Here is a 19,081-nt window from a genome sequence, read left to right on the forward strand (position 1 = left end):
CGAAGCGGTCGTCCTGTTTCTCCCGGCTCCGGCGAAAAGACCGGGGCCAGTGCGGGGAGTCGAGAAATTAGAAGAGGGAACCGGCGCTCGACAGGTTGCTCGAGAGGCTGGACAGCCCGGAGGAGGGGGCCTCGGTGTCGTCGTCACCGTTATCGTCGCCGCCCTCCACGGGGCTGACGGTGAAGGTGAGGGTTTCGGTGTACTCGTGGCCGTGGACGTCGGTGGCGGTCACCTCGGCGGTGTGCTCACCGGCCCCGAGATCGGCCGGCAGCGGCAGGCGCCAGATGTGTGCCGCCCGGTCGGCCACGCTGCCCCCGTGGACCAGCTGCTGCTGGACCGCCGCCGGGTCGGACCACTCGGCGCCCACGTTCGGCACCTCGCCGTCCATCTGCTGGGTGCGCTCGGCGGCGACTGCCTCGCCGCCGTCGATGGAGACCTCGACGGTGGAGCCGGTGGAGCCCATCCAGAAGTTGGTGGTCAGCCAGGTCTCGGCCACCTCGTCCTCCGGGACGACCAGCGGATCGGCGAACTCCTCGGCCTCACCGGCGTTGTCGATGTTGTCCTCGTACCAGTCCCGGTAGGCCGGGGTGTTCAGGGACAGGGCCATCTGGGTGGACTGATCCTCGCCACGGACGGTGTAGAACTCGGAGACCTCGGAACCGTCGATGTCAAGGGTCAGCACGCCGGGCAGGGAGCCGTCGCGGCCCACGGCCTGGGGGTATCCGTTCTCGGTCGTCTCTCCGCTGTACCAGTCCCCCGAGATGGCGCCGGCCACGATGTGGGTGAACGGCAGCTCCTCGACGCCGTACAGCTCGTTCCAGCCCTCGAGGCTGTCTCCCTCGCGCATGTTCGCCAGCGCATGCGTGTGACCGCTGACGGCGATCGCCTCACGGTCGCCGATGATCTCGTAGATCTCCTGGACCTGATCGATCTGGTGCACGTCCGAGCCCTGGTCCGCGAAGGACATCAGCGGGACGTGGGTGGCGAGGACGATCAGCTTGTCCTCGGGGGTGTGGGCGATGTCCTGACGCAGCCACTCGAGCTGTTCATCGTCGATGGCCCCGTTGTAGCCGTCTCCGTCCTCCAGCGGGTACTGCACCGACTCCAGCGCGACCACGTGGGCGTTACCGACATCGAAGGAGTAGTACTCCGGGCCGAAGTGGGAACGGTAGGTGTCGAACTTGTGGTCCTCATCGGAGGCGTCGAAGTCCAGGTCGTGATTGCCGGGCAGGAAGCGGGCCGGACCGTTGAGCATGCCGGTCAGCTCCTTGACGTCCGGGTACAGGGACAGATCATCGCCCACGACGTCGCCGATGAACAGGGCGCCGCAGTTGGCGTAGTCATCGCGGGCGGCCAGGTCGGCGAAGGCGCCGTTGCGGGCGTACTCGACCTCTTCTGCGGTGTAGGTCTGGATGTCCCCGCCGATCACGCAGTTCTGCTCGGGCGAGGCCGTCCCCTCCGACGGGGAGAGCGGGAAGTTCACCGCGTCGGGCAGCGGCCCGGTGGGTTCGATGCCGCTGTAGCGCAGGTCGGGGGACCCTTCGGGGACGTGGTTGTAGAAGAACTGGGCGACGTTGTTCTCGTCCACCGGGACCTGGTACCCGGCCGGCTGGGTGATGAACACGGTCGTGTTGTCGTCGACCTGCAACTCGTAGCGGCCCTCGGCGTCCGTGGTGACGATGGTGCGGCCGTTCGAGACCGAGACCCCCGGGATGCCGGGCTCGCCCTCGTCCCGCTGGGAGTTCTTGTTCGTGTCCTCGAACACGACACCCTCCAGGGTGTTCTCGTCGTCCTGCTCATCGACGACCTCGACGGAGCCGCGGTAGGCGGTCTCCTCCCAGGCCGTGGTGGCTGTGTCCTCCTGGGCGGTGACGGTCGGGGCGAGGACGCCGGTGGCGGCCAGTGTCAGACCGGACATCAGGGCTGCCGTACGGTGAAAGGGGGTGCGCTTGGTGGGGCTGGGATTAGATTTCAAGGTGGGTTCGACTTCCGATCATGGTGTTGGCCTCTGGCCTTTCCTACTGGGAACACCCGACGTCTTCCCTGCAGGACAACGACTGCGGACGTCGGGTTGCACCCGGAGCCGCGTCACAGGCGGGCCGGGTGCCGGATGTGAGGTTAGGACGCTGACTTGTCCTCAGCGGTAAAACAGAGTGAACGGTCGGACAATCCCGGTTGACCCTGGGGTTACCCTCCGGGCAGTGGCCCTTGATGCACTGCCAGGCACGCGGCAACGGGTCCGCCGGATCGACGAGGACGCCGCCCGTTGCCGTCGTAGGAGGTAGTTGTGCCGGATGGCGCCCGTCCGGGAGCTTTCAGTGAAGCCCTGCCCGGTGCCATCTCCCGCGCACGCGCCCGGATGTCGGCGGGATTCCGCCGGTCGGACGGTGCAGACACGTTTACCCCCGTTATATCGGAGTGCTCCACCCGGAAATGCCCGAGCAGGATGGGTTTTTCCGCGCAACCGGACAGATTCGCCGAAGGTGCGGGAATGAAAAACCCGATGGGGAGCATCCCCACCGGGTCCGTGCCTGTCTGACCGGCCTAGCGCTTCTTGTTGCTGACCTTGCCGCTGAACTTGCGGGTGTCCCGCAGCTCGATCGGGGTGTCGCCCTCGATCTCGCTGGTCAGCTGCTGCAGCTTCAGCAGGGCCGTGCGCGCGTGGAGCTGCTGGCGGGTGGTCGCCAGGTTGTAGCGGGTGCGCGACGCCACGTTCAGGCCCCAGTTGAGCATGGAGATGAAGCGGTTGCGGAAACCGACGAGGAACATCATGTGGACCACCAGCCACAGGACCCAGCCGATGAAGCCGGTGACCTCGACCTTGCCCATCTTCACCACGGCACTGAAACGGGAGACGATCGCCATGGAGCCCTTGTCGAAGTAGTCGAACGGCTCGCGGGCGTCGACGCTGCGGCCTCCGACCTCCTCGGCGATCTGCTCGGCGGCGTACTCGCCGCCCTGGATGGCGGTCTGCGCCACACCCGGCAGGTTGTCCAGGGCGATCATGTCCCCGACGACGAACACGTTCTTGTGCTCACCCACGGACAGATCCGGGTTGACCTTCACCCGGCCGGCGCGGTCGACCTCGGCGCCGGCCTGGTCGGCGACCAGCTTGCCCAGCGGAGAGGCGGCCACACCGGCCGACCAGATCTTGGTGAAGGCGTTGATGGTGTGCTCGGAGTCGTCGATGGTGGACTTGTAGGTCACGGCCTTCTCGTCGACATCGGTGACCAGAGCGTTGAGCTTGACGGTGACCCCGAGCTTCTCCAGCTGGCGCTGGGCGTTGCGGCCCAGGCGCTTGCCGAACGGCGGCAGCACCTGCGGGGCGCCGTCGAGGAGGATGATCTTCGCGGCGGAGGGGGAGAAGTTGCTGTACTCCCCGGCGAGGGTGCGGTTGGCGAGCTCGGCCAGCTGGCCGGCCAGCTCCACACCGGTCGGGCCGGCGCCGACGATGACGAAGGTCAGCAGACGTTCCCGCTCGGCCGGATCCTGGGTCAGCTCGGCGCGCTCGAAGGCACCGACGATACGGGCGCGCAGCTCGAGGGCGTCGTCGATGGACTTCATGCCCGGCGCGTACTGGGAGAAGTGGTCGTTGCCGAAGTAGGACTGGCTGGCGCCCGCGGCGAGGATCAGCGAGTCGTACTCAAAGGCGCGGGTGTAGGTGCCCAGGCTCGTGGTGACGGTGCGGGAATCCACGTTGATGTCGGTGACCTCGCCCTTGACCACACTGACGTTGTCCTGGTCCTTCAGGATCTGACGGGTCGCCGGGGCGATCTCGCCGGAGGAGAGGATACCGGTGGCCACCTGGTAGAGCAGGGGCTGGAACAGGTGGTGGTTCGTGCGGTCGATGATGGTGACGTCGACGTCGGCGTTCTTGAGTTCCTTGGCGGCGAACAGGCCACCGAATCCGGAGCCGATGATGACGACGTGGTGTCGGCCGCCCTCGGGGCGGAAAGGAGTGTCAGACATAGGGGTGTGTCTCCTCAGCGTTGGTTTGCGGGGTCCCGGTCAGGGGCCAATGGCCACAATCCTAGTCAAGTCGGAAGTGCCCGACAGCCTAGGGATTGCCCGTCTTTTCCGATTGCCCCCGGTATTGCGGTTTTGATTCGACGCGCCTGCGGGATTGCCGGCGAAAACGGGGCTAGGCTGTGGTCCTGTCCGAACAGCCGGTCGGTGAGAAGGAGTTTTCCACCCGTGACGCATCCCCACCTGGAGGCCATCGACGCCGCGGCCTGGCCGGGCGTCGCCGCAGTCCCGGAGGGTCGCCTCACCGAGTTCCGCGCCCGCCGGGCCGAGGCCGCCTTCGCCCGTGCCTGCGAGAAGGCCGGCCTTGTCCTTGACCCGGACGCCGACCCGGATCTGATCGTCGACCACGAGGAGCTGTTCTCCCGGCTGGCCACCTCCGGCTGGCTCGGGCTCGCGGAGGGCTACCTGGCCGCGGAGTGGCGCACCGACCGGCTCGTCAAGGTGCTCACGGCACTGCTGGAGGTGGACTTCCAGCCCAAGCGCACCCGCGCCGAGGTGCCCGCCGGCCGTTACACGGGCGGGGAGCTGCCCGCGGAGCTGGTCAGCCTGTCCTCCGGCGACGGCATGAGCTCCTTCGGCGGGGTCTTCGCCACCGGCGTGCCGACGACCGTCCGCACCGCAGTGCCCAGCCACGTGCCCGGTGCCGGCCGCGGCGCGGAACCGGCCACCCACTTCGTGGACCTGACCACCTACTCCGCGCCGACCGCCGTCGAGCGTGCCGACCTCGGCGACGCCCAGGCCCGCACCGTCGACATGCTTCTCGACGCCGCGCAGGTCACCGCCGGCACGCACCTGCTCGAGTATCCGAGCGTGGGCGGGGCGTTGGCCATCCGTGCCGCGCACCGGCGGGCGACCGTCGACACGCTCACCGCGGACCCGGCACAGGCGCAGGCCGTGCGGGAGCGGCTGACCCTGGCCGGGGTGACCGACTCGGTGCACACCGAGGTGATCGAGCGGCCGGTGCCCGGGTCCCGGGACTGGCGGGGGCGTTACGATGCGATCGTCAGCGTCGAGAAGCTCGAGGTGCTCTCCCGCCCGGACCGGCCACGCTTCATCCAGTCGCTGGACCGCCTGTTGGCCATCGGTGGGCGCGTGAGCCTCCAGTCGGTCGTTGCCACGGACACGCTGAGCGACGCGGCGAAGGCGGCGTTGGGGGTGTTGCGCGCCTACATCTGGCCCGGTCTGGAGTTTCCGCGCAGCGACGACATCCACCGACTGGCGGACCGGGACTCGGGCCTGCGCGTCATCGCGCAGACGCATCTGGGCGTCCACTACGCCCAGACGCTGAGGATTCAGCAGTCCGTGTTCGAGGGCCAGTCCCGTGAGGCGGCCGCCGACGGCTTCGACGCCGTCTACCGCCGCCTGTGGACTTACCAGTACGCGCTGCGGGAGGCGCTGTTCAACCTCGGCATGCTCGACGCGGTGCAGTTCACGCTGACCCACCGCAACCGGCGGGGGCGTCGATGAGCGTGACTCACTCCCCGGCGATATTGAACATCCAGATTGTGCCGAAACGGTCCAGGAGCTGACCGAAGGTCGCTCCCCACGAAACGGTCTCCAGTGGTATCTGGATGGTGCCGTCTGCGGCGAGCTTCTCCCAGTAGCCCTCGATCTCCGTGCGCTGCCCCGGACCGCCGGTGATGGACAGGGGAGTGTCCTCGCCCTTCGTGGCCTGCATCCCCTTCGGGATATCGGAGGCGAAGATAACCTTCGCTCCGCCGATGATCAGCTCCGCGTGCATGATCTTGTCGCCCTGTCCATCGAACTCCTCTGCGGAGTGGACGGAGGAGAAGGGCATCATCTGCAGCTCGCCGCCGAAGATCGACTGGTAGGTCTCCATCGCCTCCTGCGCGTTGCCTGGGAACCGTCGGTAAGGGGTGATGTCCGCGGTCATGTTCGTGGTTGCCATGGCCCTGAAGATACGTACTTGAAAGTGCCCGCCTGCCCAGATGTGCGCCTAGAGTGGTGCGTGACACATGTTGCCGATCATGCGAGGGCGGTGCAGCGACCGTGTCCGACCTGAAGCAGAGCTACGATCACGTCATTGTCGGCGGAGGGGTGGCCGCCGACAAGGCCGCCCGCGCCATCCGGGAGGAGGACCCGGACGCCTCGGTGGTGATCCTCTCCGACGTCGGGGACGGCCCGCTCTACCGCCCCGGGCTGTCCAAGGATCTGTGGCTCAAGGACGGCGCCACACTCGAGGGGCTCTACCTGGGCACCACCGACACGGGCGTCCAGCTGGCCCTGAACACCACGGTGACCGCGATTCACCCGGGCCGCCACGCCATCACCACGGCGGACGGTGAGGACATCGGGTACCGCCGGCTCCTGCTGGCCACCGGTGCCGCCCCACGGAGGTTCGACACCCCGGACGATGAACGCATCATCTACTACCGCAGTGCCGACGACTACCGGCACCTGCGGTCCCTGGTCTCCGAGGGCACCCGGGTCGCCGTCGTGGGCGGCGGCTACATCGCCTCCGAACTCGCGGCCGGCCTGGCGACCGCGGGGGCCAGGGTGAGCGTCCACTTCCCGGGCCGACGACTACTGGAGCACATGTTCCCGGACTCGATCACCGGGCATCTGACGGAGGTCTACGAGTCCAGGGGTGTTGAGCTCGACGGCGGCTTCCGCCTGGCCTCGGTCCGGACCGGGGAGCGGCTGGTCCTCGTCCCGGAATCGGGCGAGCAGGTCGAGGCGGACGTCGTGGTGCTCGGACTGGGCGCCGTGCCCGATATCCGGTTGGCGGAAGCGGCCGGCCTGGAGATCGCCGATGGCGGAGTGCTTGTCGACACCGTCCTGGCCACCAGTGCCCCGGACGTCTACGCCGCCGGGGACATCGCCACCTTCACCGACCCACTGCTGGGGCGCCGCCGCGTGGAGCACATCGCCAACGCGGAGCGATCCGGCGAGACCGCCGGCCGCACCATGGCCGGCACCTGCACGGAGTACCGCTACACCCCGCTGTTCTACTCCGACCTCTTCGACGACGGCTATGAGGCGGTCGGGGAGGCGCGCACCGACCACGAGGTGGTGGAGGTCTGGAACGACGCCGGCGACGCCGCAGTCCTGTACTACCTGCGTGACGACGTCGTCCGGGGCGTGCTGCTGTGGAACACCTGGGACAGTGTGCCGAAGGCCCGCGAGATCATGGCGGCCTCCCGGGAGGGGATGCTGCCCACCACGGAACTCACCGGGCAGATCACGCCGGGCGGGTAGGGAGTCGTTTTCCCGGGTGGCCCATGGCGAAAGCCCCGGTGCCGGTTCAGTGATCGGCGCCGGGGCTTCAAGCGGTGTCGGGGTGGGACTAGATCTCGGTCAGGTCCTGCTCGCGGGTCTCACGCATCATGATGATCGCGATCAGGGAGATGGCGGCGACGACGATCAGGTACCAGCCGACGGCCTGCACGCCGAACTCGGCGTTCAGGGCGGTGGCGATGAACGGGGCGATGGCCGCGCCCAGGATGGACGAGACGTTGTAGGAGATGCCCGAGCCGGTGTAGCGCACGTTGGTGGGGAACAGTTCCGGCAGGACCGCGGACATGGGGCCGAAGATCAGGCCCATGAGGAACATGCCGATGGTCAGGAAGGCCAGCACCGAGCCCTCGGTGGCGGTGGCCGGGTCCAGGAAGAAGCGGAAGGAGAAGCCGAAGGCGATGATCGCGATCGTGGTCCAGAACAGGGTGGGTTTGCGGCCCTTCCGGTCCGCCAGGTAACCGGAGACCGGGATGCCGATCATGAAGGCGAAGATGGAGACCAGCTGGATGACCAGGAAGTCGGTGTAGGGGATGCCGAGGCCGACGCCCTGCTCGCGGTCGCCGATGCCGTAGGACAGGATCCAGGTGGTCACCAGGTAGAAGATGGTGTAGCAGCCGACCATGATGAAGGTGCCGGAGATCAGCGGGCGCCAGGCGGTGCGGAAGACCTCGCTGAGCGGGGAGGAGACCTTCTTTCCCGAGTCGACGGCCTGCTGGAAGACCGGGGTCTCCTCAAGGCGCAGACGGACGTACAGGCCGATGGTGACCATCACGGCGGAGGCCAGGAACGGGATGCGCCAGCCCCACTCCATGAACGCGCCCTGGGTGTCACCGTTGGTGTGGCCGAGGACGGTGACCAGGATCAGGAAGAAGCCGTTGGCCAGGAAGAATCCGAAGGGGGCGCCGAACTGCGGCCACATCGCCGCGCGTGCGCGCCTGCCCTCCGCGGCGGTCTCGCTGGCCAGCAGGGCGGCACCGGACCACTCGCCGCCCAGCCCCAGGCCCTGGCAGAAGCGCATGAGCGCGAGCAGGGCCGGGGCGATGATGCCGACCTGATCGTAGGTGGGCAGCAGGCCGATGATGAAGGTGGCGATGCCCATCGTCAGCAGGGCCCCGACGAGGGTGGCCTTGCGGCCGACACGGTCGCCGAAGTGACCGAAGATGACGGAGCCGAGCGGGCGGGCCACGAAGGCGAGACCAAAGGTGGCGAAAGAGGCCAGGAGGCCGACGGTGGGGTTGTCGGACTCCGGGAAGAAGAGGAACGGGAACACGGCGACGGCGGCGGTGGCGTACGCGTAGAAGTCGTAGAACTCGATCGTCGTGCCGATTGTCGACGCGAATTTGACGCGGCGGCGCTCCTGGGGTGTCAGCTCCTTCGATGCTGACCGAGACTGGTCGATGGTGGTCGACATGCTGGCCCACTTTCTGCGTAGGTCTTATTGGACTCTTCGAGATTACGTTCCCATATCGTGAGAGTCAATTCTCATTTCTTGAGAATATCTCACGGAGTGGGAATTTCTGACGGAAGGGCCGAGTCTAGGCCCCGAGAATTCGGAAACCCTTTCCCAAAATATGGGACAGTCTCCTGAGTTCCGCCCCGAAAGGGTGGACAATATCCGAGGGGGAAAGGGAGGAGCATCCAGAATGGAGACCATGAACCCCGCCGCAGCGCTCGTCTGAGGACCCGCGGCCGTCATCTGCTGTTGAACCTCATCGAGGACGCGGTTGCCGTCACCGCCGGCCCGAGCGAGAGGACGCCGCTTGACCGCCTCCTGGGGAATCTGGCCAGCGAGATCTACCACGCCAGTGGCCTCTGGTGGTTGGAGGACTCCTTCGGCTGGAGGTGTGCCGAGCTGTTCACGGTCGACGTCGATCCGGATACTCGCGTCTTTGAGATCGGCAGCGCAATGGACTGGACCAATCTGTGCCGGGACTACCCGCTGGAGGTGACGTGGGGCATACAGAACACTTGGCATGCATGCACGGGCCGCCACGGCAAATGGTTGATACCGGACTGGTCTCAGGTATCCCGCGACTTCGACGCCGTACACCCGACCGTGCCGGGTTGCCTGGGGACGGCGGGGAAGGTGCTCGACCTCGGAGACGGCTTCGCCACCCTGCTCGCCGGCTGGGATCCCGACGAAGCCTACTGGCTGAGAGGAGGATCCCGGCCCTCGGAGGAATCGACGAGCTGGCACCAGCGGGAAGAAGACAACCTGTGGGTGCGGGGGACGGGGAAACTGCCGGATCCACAGGTCTGACAGGCAGGCCACCCCGCGCCGGGCAGGAGGCCGGCAAGGTGCGTGTCGACGCCCGCGGCCTCACTGTGAGCGCAAGGACGGCAAACGACGGGTCGCTCGCGATCACTTGGGCGCGTTCATGAACGACGAGCTTGCCGCACAGTTGGGCGGCGTGCTGGAGCGGCACCCCTACCCGTACCCGGGAACCCGGGATGCGGGGGAGGGGCAATCCTCTGCCCGGGCGGACGGCGAGGATACCCTGCGCACAGAGTCGGAAACCCTGCTGTGGGGCCGGTACCGGGCGCATGGGCCGCTGGCGGGACACGTGGAAGATCTACGCGGCGGGAGGGGCTGAGCGGCCTAGTATCGACGATAGGCTTGACTTATTCGCTGGCACAGGGGGCACCACGCCTCGCCAGCCGTCTCGAAGCGCCGTGTGGATATGAATATGAGCAGGACGACTCCGGGCGGGCGCTCAAGGTTGGAAACCGGACCGGTGCCATGGTCGCGGGGTGGAATCCCGGGGAGACCCGCTGGTTGCGCAGCTGTGTGCAGCTGGCTGGCCGGGCCGCCCGGGGGCGGGGAGTGGTACGACCGGTGGGGAAGTGACATGAGACACGACTGGCCCCGAATCTTGAGCGAGCCCTGACATCAGCCAGGACAAGGGTCCTGGCATGGGGGTTGACTGTGTAGCTCTGCGTGTTCTATTTCGCTGATCATGGATCAGGCTGAGGCCAGCTTCTGGTTGATCAGGGCATTCAGGGAAATCCCTTCGGACTCGGCCATCATCACGAGACGGCGGTGCAGGGATCGCGAGGTCCGCACGTTGAACTTTCCGGAGTAGGAGCGCTCACCCAGCGGGGTAGGGGCGGCCTCTCCGGTCTTTTCCATGTCGTCGAGGATCTCGGCCACGAGGTCAACCAGGCCGTTTTCCGCTTCCTGGCGATCCTGGGCAAGCCAGGAGAGGGAAGGGAACTCCAGTACGGTTGCGACGTGCTCCTGGTCTTCCTCCGACCATGAGACCTGATAGGTGTACCTGTTGGCGTCCATTGTCTGCACTCCTCCTACGAGCTTCTATGCTTCAGCTTTTCCACGGCCTCCAAAACCTGGTTGACCTGGTAGGCCTTTGCTTTCCCTCCGGCGTTTTGGATGTTGACGCGGGGGTTACCGGGCCAGGGGGTTTTATAGGTTTGGTGGGAGGTCTTCTTCGACGGGCGTTTCTCGAAAAAGTGATCACACACCTTTTCCAATTCTGCGAACCGAATATTCGCCGAAGAGTGCCGCATCTTCTCCAGGATCTCCTCGACGCTTTTACCCATGCTTTTATGGTACCGCATGTGGTACTAAAATCCAGCTCTTGATGATGGCCGCTCCGGGGGTTGCGAGGATCTGCCAACCATTCAGGGAGTATGGCGCTCAGTAACAGTCAAGGCGAGGAGGCCTGATTTTTCGGCAGCTGAACGGCAGACGTTATGTCACCGGAGTCGGCGGGGTGAAACCTCGGTTGTGGCCGCGTCTTCCATGCGCGCGAAGGACTGCTGAGGCGCTGCACATTCAGGGCCGGTAGGCATACCCGGCCGAGGAAAGCTTCATGGGAGATGTACGGGCTGGGCTCGGCAAGGCAGGCGAGCGTGTTGGCGGCAGGAACCGGAAGCTAATGCGCTCACACGAAGGCGAAACGGTTTGAAGATATCGGGGCGTCTGATGTCGACGGCGGTTGCAGAAGCGGCCCGGGCGGGAGGTGTCCGGCCGACCGGCCCGGAGGGTGGATGAGAAGTTCCGGGTCGGCCGAGGGGAGAGCTACATCCATCCAAAATGACATAATGTACATTATCGGACAATTACCGATATCGGGACGTGGAGGCGTTTTCCGGCTCCGGGCTTCATGAACCGCCGCATCACGTACCGGCCGTGTCTGCGTTCCGGCGTCGGCTCCCCGCGTTCTCCGCAGCGAGCTCTGGCCGCTCGGCCACTCGGCCGCGTTGACTTTCGACGGGCGTCGACGTTCGGCTCTCCGGCCGCTCCGCCGGTGGCCGGTCCGCTGAACCGGCCCGGACGGCTCGAGGCCGGTTGCCTGCACCTGGATTCGGGCCCACGGCCGGCTCCGCGCGACGGACCTCCGGATCGCACAACCAGAGGGACGACTGCCGGCCAGGCGGATACGTCGACTCATTCACGGGATACGGATGCGTGACTGGGCCCGAAAACGCGAAATCCCGGCTATCCCCGCTCTCACGCGAGGACCTCCGGGCTTCCGTTATTTAGTCACTGTGACGTTATTTACCGCGATCTCCGGCCCGTTGCCGATACGCATTCACCAGCTGTGCGGCGCTCAGAATCGCCAGCACGGCCGCGATGGCCGCCAGCGCCCACATCCCCTCGTACACCATGAAGGCTCCGAAGCCCAGGATGACGAGGAGACGGATCCAGATCACCGGAATCATGCGCTGCGCCATGATCAGTTCTTCTCCAGGGTGACGCGGATGTTCAACTCGCCCATCTCATCGATCGTGGCCGCGATGAAGTCCGGCGTCTCGACACCGTAGTCCAGACGGTTGATCGGCACGTCGCCCGCGATGACCAGCTGGTCGCCGTCGCGCAGGGCGTCGAACTCGTGGGTGACTTCGTTCGGGGTGCCGTGGATGGTCAGATCGCCCGTGAGGGTGACCTTTCCGGCGGTTCCGTCCTCCGGCAGAGTCGACAGATCGGCCGGTTCCGTCACCACGAAGGTGGATGTCGGATATTCGTCGGTGTGCAGGATCTTTCGGCGCACGTTGACGTCGCGACGCTGATTGTCGGTCTCGAGATTGGTCATGTCGACGGTGATCTCGCCGGCGGTGAGCTGCCCGTCGGCGACGGACGCGTTACCCGTCACGTCGTGGGTCGTTCCCGACGTGTTCTTGCGCTCGGCGGGCAGGATCTCGAAGAACGTGAAGCCCACGGCCGTCGCGTTGCTGCCCTGCCCCTCGACCACCTGCCACTCGCCGTTGACGTCGGTGGTCGCCGGCTCGGCGTTGTCGGCCGACAGCCCCTCGGTGCGGATACCGGTTCCCATGACCGCCGAGTACACCACCGGGGCGACGGCGAACAGTCCGAGGCCGACGATCAGCACGACGAAGATCGTGACCACGAGCTTGCGGTTATAGAACAGCTTCTGGAGCAACCCGTTACCTCAACTTCTCTATTGTCCGGGCCAGTGCGACCAGTTCAGTGCACAGGTCGTGGATTTCCTCTGGCTCGGCGCCTTCCGCTGATGCGGTGGCGATGTCCTCCGCAGCGCACCGGAGCTCAAACAGGGAGTCCCGTAGAGCGGCCGCACGGTTCGGATGAATAATAACCGCTTCCTTGGGGATACTGGTACCCGCGATGTTATGGCGTTGCTCATAGGCCCGCTGCTTGCAGGACTGGCTGCAGTATTTACGCGGTCGGCCACGGCCGGAACTGTGCAGCTCCTTTCCGCACCATGCGCACGCCGCCGCGGGCGCGGTCGACGAGAATGTCACGGCCTCCACCCTAGCGCATTTACCGGACATGATATCCACCGGGAACAATTCGGTCCATTCGTCCGTTATACTGGTACGTCTACTAGAGAGCTCCGTCGGCCGTTCCGTTCTCCTGGACCGGAATCGGGCGGCGGGCCTCATTTCCCGGGAACGCAACGAAAAGGATGATGCCTCAATGGCAGATCGCGTACTTCGCGGCAGCCGCATGGGCGCCGTCAGCTATGAGACGGACCGCGACCACGACCTTGCGCCGCGCCAGATGACCAAGTACCGCACCCCCAGTGGTGAGATCTTCGAGGTCCCCTTCGCCGACGACGCCGAGATCCCCGAGGAGTGGCTGTGCAAGAACGGTGAGGTCGGCATCCTCATCGAGGGTGAGGGCGTGGAGTCCAAGCCCACCAAGCCGCCGCGCACTCACTGGGACATGCTGCGCGAGCGCCGCTCTCTGGAGGAGCTCGACGCCCTCCTCGAGGAGCGCATCGAGCACCTGCGCAAGCGCCGCCGCTCCGCCGCCCGCCTGCTCAAGGAGCAGCAGCAACAGGCCGAGGCCGAGGGATAGCAGGTACTACTCCCCCGCCGATGTCGGGCCGTTCGGTCCCGACGACGAACGCGCCCCGCACCAGAATCCTGGTGCGGGGCGCGTTTCGCTGCGCGACGTCGACAGGCGGCTAGAAGTTGTAGCGCTTGCGCATGCCCTTGAACTCGTAGGCGGCCAGTTTGCCCAGCTCCTTGCTCAGCTCCCTGACCTGTCCGCCACGGTGCCTGAGACCCCACTTGGTGACCTCGAACAGGGAATCCTTGACGAAGCTGCCGTCGAGCTTGGACTCGCCGATCTCACGCTCGGTGAAGGTGACCGGCACCTCCCGGACGTCGAAACCGCCCTGCACGGCACGCCAGGCCAGATCCACCTGGAAGATGTAGCCTGCGTTCGACAGCTCATCCAGGTCGAGGGACTCCAGCAGCTCGCGACGGTAGGCGCGGTAGCCGGCGGTCATGTCGGACAGGTCGGCACCCAGGGCCAGGGAGATGTAGAGGTTGCCGCCCTTGGACAGCGCCCAACGCTTCTTCGGCCAGTTGACCACCTTGCCGCCGTCGACGTAGCGGGAACCGATCACCAGATCCGCGCCCTGGTCGATCTCGTCGAGCAGCAGCTGCAGCTGCTCCGGGGCGTGGGAGCCGTCGGCGTCCATCTCGCACAGGACGGTGTACTCGCGCTCCAGGCCCCACCGGAAACCGGCGATGTAGGCGCCGCAGAGGCCGCCCTTGCCCTCGCGGTGGAGGACGTGGATGCGCCCGTCGTCGGCGGCCATCTCGTCGGCCTTCGCGCCGGTGCCGTCGGGGCTGTTGTCGTCGACCACCAGGACGTCCACCTCCGGCACGGCGGAGCGCACGCGCCCGACGATCAACGGGAGGTTCTCCAGTTCGTTGTACGTCGGGATGATCACGAGGGTCGCGTCACTGGGCTTGTTCAACGGGGTCTCCTTCACTGGCCACGCGTACGGGCGGTCTGGGGTGAGCGACGATGCTCGCGACTCGGGGAGGAACGGGTGGTCCAGAGGGCCGCGACAACGACTACCGCACCTATCATAACGATCACCAGCTGGACCAGGAAACCATGGCGGGCGGCGAAGGTGACCGAATCCCGCAGCGGGAGCGTCTCCACCAGCTGCGCCGGTTCGAAGATTCCCGAATGCTGGGACACGGAGCCGTCCGGGTGGACCATCGCCGAGACCCCCGACGTCGCAGCGACCACCACGGCGCGGTCGAGCTCGATGGCCCGCATCCGGCTCATCGCCAGCTGCTGGTAGGTCATGTCGGTGAAGCCGAAGGTGGCGTTGTTGGTCGGGGTGGTCAGGATCTGCGCCCCGTTGAGCACGGCGTCGCGGTATGCGGAGTCGAAGGCGACCTCATAGCAGGTGGCCACGCCCACGGTGACGTCCCGGCCCCCGGCCCGCATGTCCACGGTGCCGGTGCCGTCGCCCGGCTGGAAGTCGCCGGCCTGGTCCACGTACGGGGAGAAGATGCGGAAGAAGTCGCGCATCGGCATGTATTCGCCGAAGGGCTGCAGGTGGATCTTGTGGTGGTGGTCGCCGACACCGGTCTCCGGGTCGAAGACGACCATCGTGTTGCGGTCGCCGACCTCGTCGTGGGTGATGGTTCCCACCAGCACGGGCGCGTCGACGGCCGCGACAGCGTCGTCGATCAGTTCGCGGGCCCGGGCGTCGGCGAAGGGGTTGACGTCCGAGGAGTTCTCCGGCCAGATGACCAGGTCGACCTCTTCCCCGCTCGCGGCCAGCTCCTCGGTGACACGGGCGTGGTTGGCCAGCACGGCGCGGCGCTGGGCGTTGAAGTCCAGCCCCATGCGCGGGACGTTGCCCTGGATGGCGGCGATATCGACCTCCCCGACCGTGTGGCGGGGGCCGTTGACCCCGAGCCCGGCGACCAGCCCGGCCACCAGCGGGAGAATGACCGCCGCCGCGCCGGCGAGCCGGACGTGGTGGTTGCGGACCGCCAACGCCGCCAGGCCGCAGCCGACGAGCGCGGTGGCCAGGGTGACCAGGGCCGGCCCGCCCCAGGGCGCGAGATCGGCCAACGGGCCGTTGATCTGGCCCCAGGCCAGGCGCACCCAGGAGAACCCGCCGAAGGGCCAGGAACTGCGGGCGAACTCGACGAGGGCGTAGAGGAAGGGGAAGGCCAGGAAACCGTAGCGCCAGCGGGCGATCGCCACGCCCCCGGCGCCGGTGGCCAGGGCGTAGACGGCGCAGACCACGGCCAGCGCCACATAGGGCAGGTTGCCCACGAACTCGCCCACCCACGGCAGCAGGAGCAGATAGAGCACCAGGGCGTGGACGAAGCCGAGCAGCGCCCCGAGCCGCAGACGCGGGTTGTCGCTTCTGACCGGCCAGGGGGCCAGTGACAGGTACAGCAGTCCGATGCCGATAACGCCGGCTACCCACCAACCGAGCGGTTCATAGGAGGCGTAGACCAGCAGGCCTGAGACGGCGGCCAGGAGCAGCCGCAGCACGAGGGGCACCCAGGATCCACGTCCGCCCGCCGTCCGGGCTGCGCCGGACGCCGGTCGTGAGCGGGCTGACCGGTCCCGCCCGCGTCGGGGACGTACGAGGGTCACTTCCGGTCGCCGTCCTCTCCCCCACCGAAGTTCTCGGGCCGCACGTCCCGGGTCCAGTCCCTGATCTCATCCTCGTCGATGACGACCGAATCCGGCCGCTCCGGGCCGGCACCGGATGCCCCGGTGCCGTCGCCACCGGCGCCGAAGCCGCCGAAGGTGCCGTACTCGGTGCGGGGACGGTAGGCGCTGGTGGCCTCGAAGCTGCGGACACCGAGATCCTCGACCATCGACTTCAGTTTGGCGGCCAGCCCGGCGCGGACGAGGGCGCGGGTCGGCGGGAGGATGAGCAGCAGGCCCAGGACGGAGGTGGCGAAGCCGGGGATCCCGGAGAGGATGCCGCCGGCGGTGAGCAGTCCGTAGTCTCCGGCGACGCGGCCGGGGCTGAGGCGTTTGGCGGCGGCGAGGCGTCCCACGCGGCGCATTTCGACGCCCGTGAGTGCGGCTCCGAGGATCATGGCGCCGAACAGGGCGAGCAACGCCCAGCCCACGCCGATCCATGAGGCGACGGCCCAGAACGTGAGCGCCTCGATCAGCAGATACGGGAGAGCAAGGAGGAAAGGCACGTGGTCAGTCTACCTGTGCAGGTGGTCGAGCAACCAGCCGGCGTCGCCGGAAAGGCGCTGGAAGTACGGGAGGAAGTGGTTCATTCCGGTGCGGCCCGGCAGGCGGGGTGTCCGGTTCTCGCGCCAGATGACGCGGGCGCCGCCGCGCAGCCAGTCGTCGCGGAGTCGGCGCACGGGTTCGAAGGGGACGACGTCGTCGTGGCGGGAGCCCCACAGCAGCACGGGGGTCTGTGGGGCGGATTGTCCGAGGCGTCGGCGGGCGAATTCCTCGTTGACGGCCGGGAGGTCGTCGAGGAGGGCGCCGAGGGTCATGTGGGAGCGGGTCCAGTGGGCGGTGGAGCGCCATCCGGAGGCGAGGGCGGATCCGCCGGTGCAGGTGGTGAGGTTGGCGATGAGTGCGTCGAGTCCCTCCTCGGTGAACACGGAGAGGATCTCGTGTCGGATCTCGGGTGAGCTGACCATGAGTCCGGCGGTGGCGTAGGCGACCACGCCGGTGGCGAGGGTGCCGTCGACGTGGTGGAGGACCTGGTCGAGTTGGGCGGGTGGGGAGCCGACGACGGCGGCGAGTGGGGTGAGGTCGGGGGCGTAGTCGGGGGATTCGAGGGCGGTGGCGACGGTGCCGCCGCCCTGGGAGAAGCCCCACAGGCCGAGTGGGGCGTCGTCGGCCACGCCGAGTTGTCGGGCGGCGCGGACGGCGTCGGCGAGGGCGCGGGCTCCTGCGGGGTGGTCGCAGTAGAGCTGCAGGCCCAGGTCGGGGTCGCGGGGGTAGTCGGTGATGACGACGTCGCAGCCGGCGGCGAGGAAGATGTTGATGGCGGGCAGTTCGTAGGCGGCGATCAGGTCGCGTGGGGGGCGGTGGAAGACGTTGAGGCCGACGGTGCAGGTGTAGGAGGGGTCGCAGTGCGGGGCCACTCCCTGGGTGGAGGGTGCGAAGGCGATGACGGGGCGGGGCCCGCCGCGCCAGGGGCGGTGGGAGCGGAAGACGGCGCCGGTGGCGGTGATGGTGCGGTCGCGGCCGTCGGTGGTGACGTACTCGATGTGGTGTGTCCAGGCCGGGTTCAGTCCGCCGGTGGTGCCCAGCAGCCGCATGGGGCGGTGGCGCAGCAGGGTGCCGGGGGTGCGGCCGATAACCCAGGTCGCCCCGGCGAAGCCGGGTTCGGTGTCCCACCGGGGGTGCTCCCCGTGGCGGGCGGGTGGCCGGGAGGAGCCGGTCAGCCGCCGGGTCACGCCGCGGGCGGTCTCCAGCGCCAGGGGGACGAGGGCGCGGGTGACGGCGGCCCACTCGCCTGAGCGGTGGACGTCGGGTTCGGCCTCTGCTTTCGGGATCACACCCCCACTCTTACTAGACTCACACCCCATGATCGCCCCTTTTGAACTCTTTGACGCCGCCGACGGAACGGTGGCCCGCCTGCGGCTGCCCGGTGGTGTGGTCGCCCCCGGCACCTGGACACGGTTGGCGGAGGTGGCCGAGAAACTGGGTGACGGCCGGCTGCACCTGTCCTCCCGTGGCGGTATCCGGCTGCGCGGCATCGGCGACGCGGAGGCGCTGCCCGGGGCGCTGGCGGGTGCCGCGGTGGGCGGGCGCCATGACGTGGTCGCCTCTCCCCTGTCGCCGGAGGCCCGTCGGTTGGCCGGGGTGCTCCACGACGCCCTGGCGGAGGTGGACCTGCCCCGGCGCACGCTGATCGGGATCGACGGCGGGGACGGCGACGTCCTCGGCCGGCACCCGGATCTGGGCTACAGCCTCCACGACGGTGAGGCCGAGCTGATCGTGGATGGGCGGGCCTCCGGCCTGCGGGTGGAGGCGGATGAGCTGGCCGAGGTGCTGGTCCGGGTCGCGGGTGGCCGGGTGCCGGGCCATCTGACGTCGAGCGTGTCTGCCGCGCCGGCCCCGACCACCGGGCCGCCCATCGGCTGGTTGGAGCAGGACAACGGTCTGGTCAGCCTGGGGGCGGGCCTGCGCTTCGGGATGCTGCCCGGGCAGGTCGCCCGGATGCTGGACGTGATCGGCACGCCGGTGTCGGTCACCCCGTGGGCCTCCCTGGTCATCCACGACCTCGGGGAGGGGGTGGCCGAGCAGGTGGTCCGTGTGCTCGCGCCCCTGGGGCTGATCTTCGACGAGCGCTCTCCCTGGCTGCGGGTGAGCGCGTGCGTCGGTTCCCCGGCCTGCGGGCACGGGCTGTCCGACGTGCGTGCCGACGCCCTGCAGGCGGTCTCCGCGGGTCAGCTCGGTGAGGGGCGCGTGCACTTCATCGGCTGTGGGCGGGGTTGCGGCCGCCCGTCCGCGGCCCACACGGAGTACCGGGCCACCGGCGACGGTGAGTACGAGGTCACGGAGGTGCCCGGGAAGCTGGAGCGGTAG

General features: G+C 67.7%; 18 protein-coding genes. 5 read left to right on the forward strand and 13 right to left on the reverse strand.

The window, feature by feature from the left end:
- Positions 1-67: 67 nt before the first annotated feature.
- On the reverse strand, positions 68-1,918 hold the full coding sequence (locus tag A605_RS07285) for a calcineurin-like phosphoesterase C-terminal domain-containing protein (protein WP_015400858.1): 1,851 nt from the start codon (positions 1,916-1,918) through the stop codon (positions 68-70).
- Positions 1,919-2,544: 626 nt separating this feature from the next.
- Complete coding sequence (locus tag A605_RS07290; RefSeq protein WP_015400859.1) at positions 2,545-3,969, reverse strand: NAD(P)/FAD-dependent oxidoreductase; 1,425 nt, start codon at positions 3,967-3,969, stop codon at positions 2,545-2,547.
- Between the two features lie 225 nt (positions 3,970-4,194).
- Between A605_RS07290 and A605_RS07295 the strand changes: the two genes are divergently transcribed.
- Positions 4,195-5,493 carry a class I SAM-dependent methyltransferase gene (locus tag A605_RS07295; RefSeq protein ID WP_015400860.1) on the forward strand — a complete coding sequence of 433 codons (1,299 nt, stop codon included), beginning with the start codon at positions 4,195-4,197 and terminating at the stop codon, positions 5,491-5,493.
- Positions 5,494-5,500: 7 nt separating this feature from the next.
- On the opposite strand, the gene A605_RS07300 is transcribed toward A605_RS07295, so the two are convergent.
- A complete protein-coding gene (locus tag A605_RS07300) occupies positions 5,501-5,920 on the reverse strand; it encodes a VOC family protein (protein WP_027004158.1) in 420 nt (139 codons plus the stop codon).
- A gap of 116 nt (positions 5,921-6,036) precedes the next feature.
- On the opposite strand from A605_RS07300, the gene A605_RS07305 reads away from it, so the two are divergent.
- Entirely contained in the window at positions 6,037-7,245 is a 1,209-nt protein-coding gene (locus tag A605_RS07305) for an NAD(P)/FAD-dependent oxidoreductase (RefSeq protein WP_015400862.1), read from the forward strand.
- An 88-nt stretch (positions 7,246-7,333) separates the two neighbouring features.
- Here A605_RS07305 and A605_RS07310 read toward each other — a convergent pair whose 3' ends face one another.
- Positions 7,334-8,695 carry an MFS transporter gene (locus tag A605_RS07310; RefSeq protein ID WP_015400863.1) on the reverse strand — a complete coding sequence of 454 codons (1,362 nt, stop codon included), beginning with the start codon at positions 8,693-8,695 and terminating at the stop codon, positions 7,334-7,336.
- 291 nt (positions 8,696-8,986) lie between these two features.
- On the opposite strand from A605_RS07310, the gene A605_RS07315 reads away from it, so the two are divergent.
- Positions 8,987-9,544 carry a hypothetical protein gene (locus tag A605_RS07315; protein WP_015400864.1) on the forward strand — a complete coding sequence of 186 codons (558 nt, stop codon included), beginning with the start codon at positions 8,987-8,989 and terminating at the stop codon, positions 9,542-9,544.
- A 702-nt stretch (positions 9,545-10,246) separates the two neighbouring features.
- On the opposite strand, the gene A605_RS07325 is transcribed toward A605_RS07315, so the two are convergent.
- The 5 genes from A605_RS07325 to A605_RS15845 form a co-directional block, all read right to left on the reverse strand.
- Positions 10,247-10,573 carry a type II toxin-antitoxin system HicB family antitoxin gene (locus A605_RS07325; RefSeq protein ID WP_015400866.1) on the reverse strand — a complete coding sequence of 109 codons (327 nt, stop codon included), beginning with the start codon at positions 10,571-10,573 and terminating at the stop codon, positions 10,247-10,249.
- A 14-nt stretch (positions 10,574-10,587) separates the two neighbouring features.
- Complete coding sequence (locus tag A605_RS07330; protein WP_034990351.1) at positions 10,588-10,842, reverse strand: toxin HicA; 255 nt, start codon at positions 10,840-10,842, stop codon at positions 10,588-10,590.
- 957 nt (positions 10,843-11,799) lie between these two features.
- Positions 11,800-11,979: a hypothetical protein gene (locus A605_RS07335; RefSeq protein ID WP_015400868.1), complete on the reverse strand. Its 180-nt coding sequence runs from the start codon at positions 11,977-11,979 to the stop codon at positions 11,800-11,802.
- Between the two features lie 2 nt (positions 11,980-11,981).
- Positions 11,982-12,686 (reverse strand): YceI family protein, encoded by a 705-nt coding sequence (locus tag A605_RS07340; protein WP_015400869.1) that lies wholly within the window; start codon positions 12,684-12,686, stop codon positions 11,982-11,984.
- A gap of 4 nt (positions 12,687-12,690) precedes the next feature.
- Positions 12,691-13,056, reverse strand: coding sequence for a hypothetical protein (locus A605_RS15845; RefSeq protein ID WP_244429030.1), 366 nt, complete (start codon positions 13,054-13,056; stop codon positions 12,691-12,693).
- A 145-nt stretch (positions 13,057-13,201) separates the two neighbouring features.
- Here A605_RS15845 and A605_RS07345 point away from each other — a divergent pair, with 145 nt between their 5' ends.
- Positions 13,202-13,585: an RNA polymerase-binding protein RbpA gene (locus A605_RS07345; RefSeq protein WP_015400870.1), complete on the forward strand. Its 384-nt coding sequence runs from the start codon at positions 13,202-13,204 to the stop codon at positions 13,583-13,585.
- 109 nt (positions 13,586-13,694) lie between these two features.
- Here A605_RS07345 and A605_RS07350 read toward each other — a convergent pair whose 3' ends face one another.
- From A605_RS07350 to A605_RS07365, 4 genes are all read right to left on the reverse strand, one after another.
- Positions 13,695-14,498 carry a polyprenol monophosphomannose synthase gene (locus A605_RS07350; protein WP_015400871.1) on the reverse strand — a complete coding sequence of 268 codons (804 nt, stop codon included), beginning with the start codon at positions 14,496-14,498 and terminating at the stop codon, positions 13,695-13,697.
- 11 nt (positions 14,499-14,509) lie between these two features.
- Positions 14,510-16,060: an apolipoprotein N-acyltransferase gene (lnt, locus tag A605_RS07355; RefSeq protein WP_015400872.1), complete on the reverse strand. Its 1,551-nt coding sequence runs from the start codon at positions 16,058-16,060 to the stop codon at positions 14,510-14,512.
- Between the two features lie 92 nt (positions 16,061-16,152).
- Positions 16,153-16,719: an FxsA family protein gene (locus A605_RS07360; RefSeq protein ID WP_015400873.1), complete on the reverse strand. Its 567-nt coding sequence runs from the start codon at positions 16,717-16,719 to the stop codon at positions 16,153-16,155.
- A 9-nt stretch (positions 16,720-16,728) separates the two neighbouring features.
- Entirely contained in the window at positions 16,729-18,048 is a 1,320-nt protein-coding gene (locus A605_RS07365; protein WP_015400874.1) for a lipase family protein, read from the reverse strand.
- Positions 18,049-18,076: 28 nt separating this feature from the next.
- Between A605_RS07365 and A605_RS07370 the strand changes: the two genes are divergently transcribed.
- Positions 18,077-19,081 carry a hypothetical protein gene (locus A605_RS07370; protein ID WP_034990177.1) on the forward strand — a complete coding sequence of 335 codons (1,005 nt, stop codon included), beginning with the start codon at positions 18,077-18,079 and terminating at the stop codon, positions 19,079-19,081.

The sequence above is a fragment of the Corynebacterium halotolerans YIM 70093 = DSM 44683 genome (genome assembly GCF_000341345.1).
GTDB classification, from domain to species: Bacteria; Actinomycetota; Actinomycetes; order Mycobacteriales; family Mycobacteriaceae; genus Corynebacterium; species Corynebacterium halotolerans.

Excerpts from the sequence above, each read along its gene's own strand:
- A605_RS07285 (WP_015400858.1), bottom strand. The coding sequence starts at position 1,918 with ATGTCCGGTCTGACACTGGCCGCCACCGGCGTCCTCGCCCCGACCGTC.
- A605_RS07335 (WP_015400868.1), bottom strand. The coding sequence starts at position 11,979 with ATGGCGCAGCGCATGATTCCGGTGATCTGGATCCGTCTCCTCGTCATC.
- A605_RS07345 (WP_015400870.1), top strand. The coding sequence starts at position 13,202 with ATGGCAGATCGCGTACTTCGCGGCAGCCGCATGGGCGCCGTCAGCTAT.
- A605_RS07290 (WP_015400859.1), bottom strand. The coding sequence starts at position 3,969 with ATGTCTGACACTCCTTTCCGCCCCGAGGGCGGCCGACACCACGTCGTC.
- A605_RS07310 (WP_015400863.1), bottom strand. The coding sequence starts at position 8,695 with ATGTCGACCACCATCGACCAGTCTCGGTCAGCATCGAAGGAGCTGACA.
- A605_RS07300 (WP_027004158.1), bottom strand. The coding sequence starts at position 5,920 with ATGACCGCGGACATCACCCCTTACCGACGGTTCCCAGGCAACGCGCAG.
- A605_RS15845 (WP_244429030.1), bottom strand. The coding sequence starts at position 13,056 with ATGTCCGGTAAATGCGCTAGGGTGGAGGCCGTGACATTCTCGTCGACC.
- A605_RS07325 (WP_015400866.1), bottom strand. The coding sequence starts at position 10,573 with ATGGACGCCAACAGGTACACCTATCAGGTCTCATGGTCGGAGGAAGAC.
- A605_RS07370 (WP_034990177.1), top strand. The coding sequence starts at position 18,077 with ATGATCGCCCCTTTTGAACTCTTTGACGCCGCCGACGGAACGGTGGCC.
- A605_RS07330 (WP_034990351.1), bottom strand. The coding sequence starts at position 10,842 with ATGGGTAAAAGCGTCGAGGAGATCCTGGAGAAGATGCGGCACTCTTCG.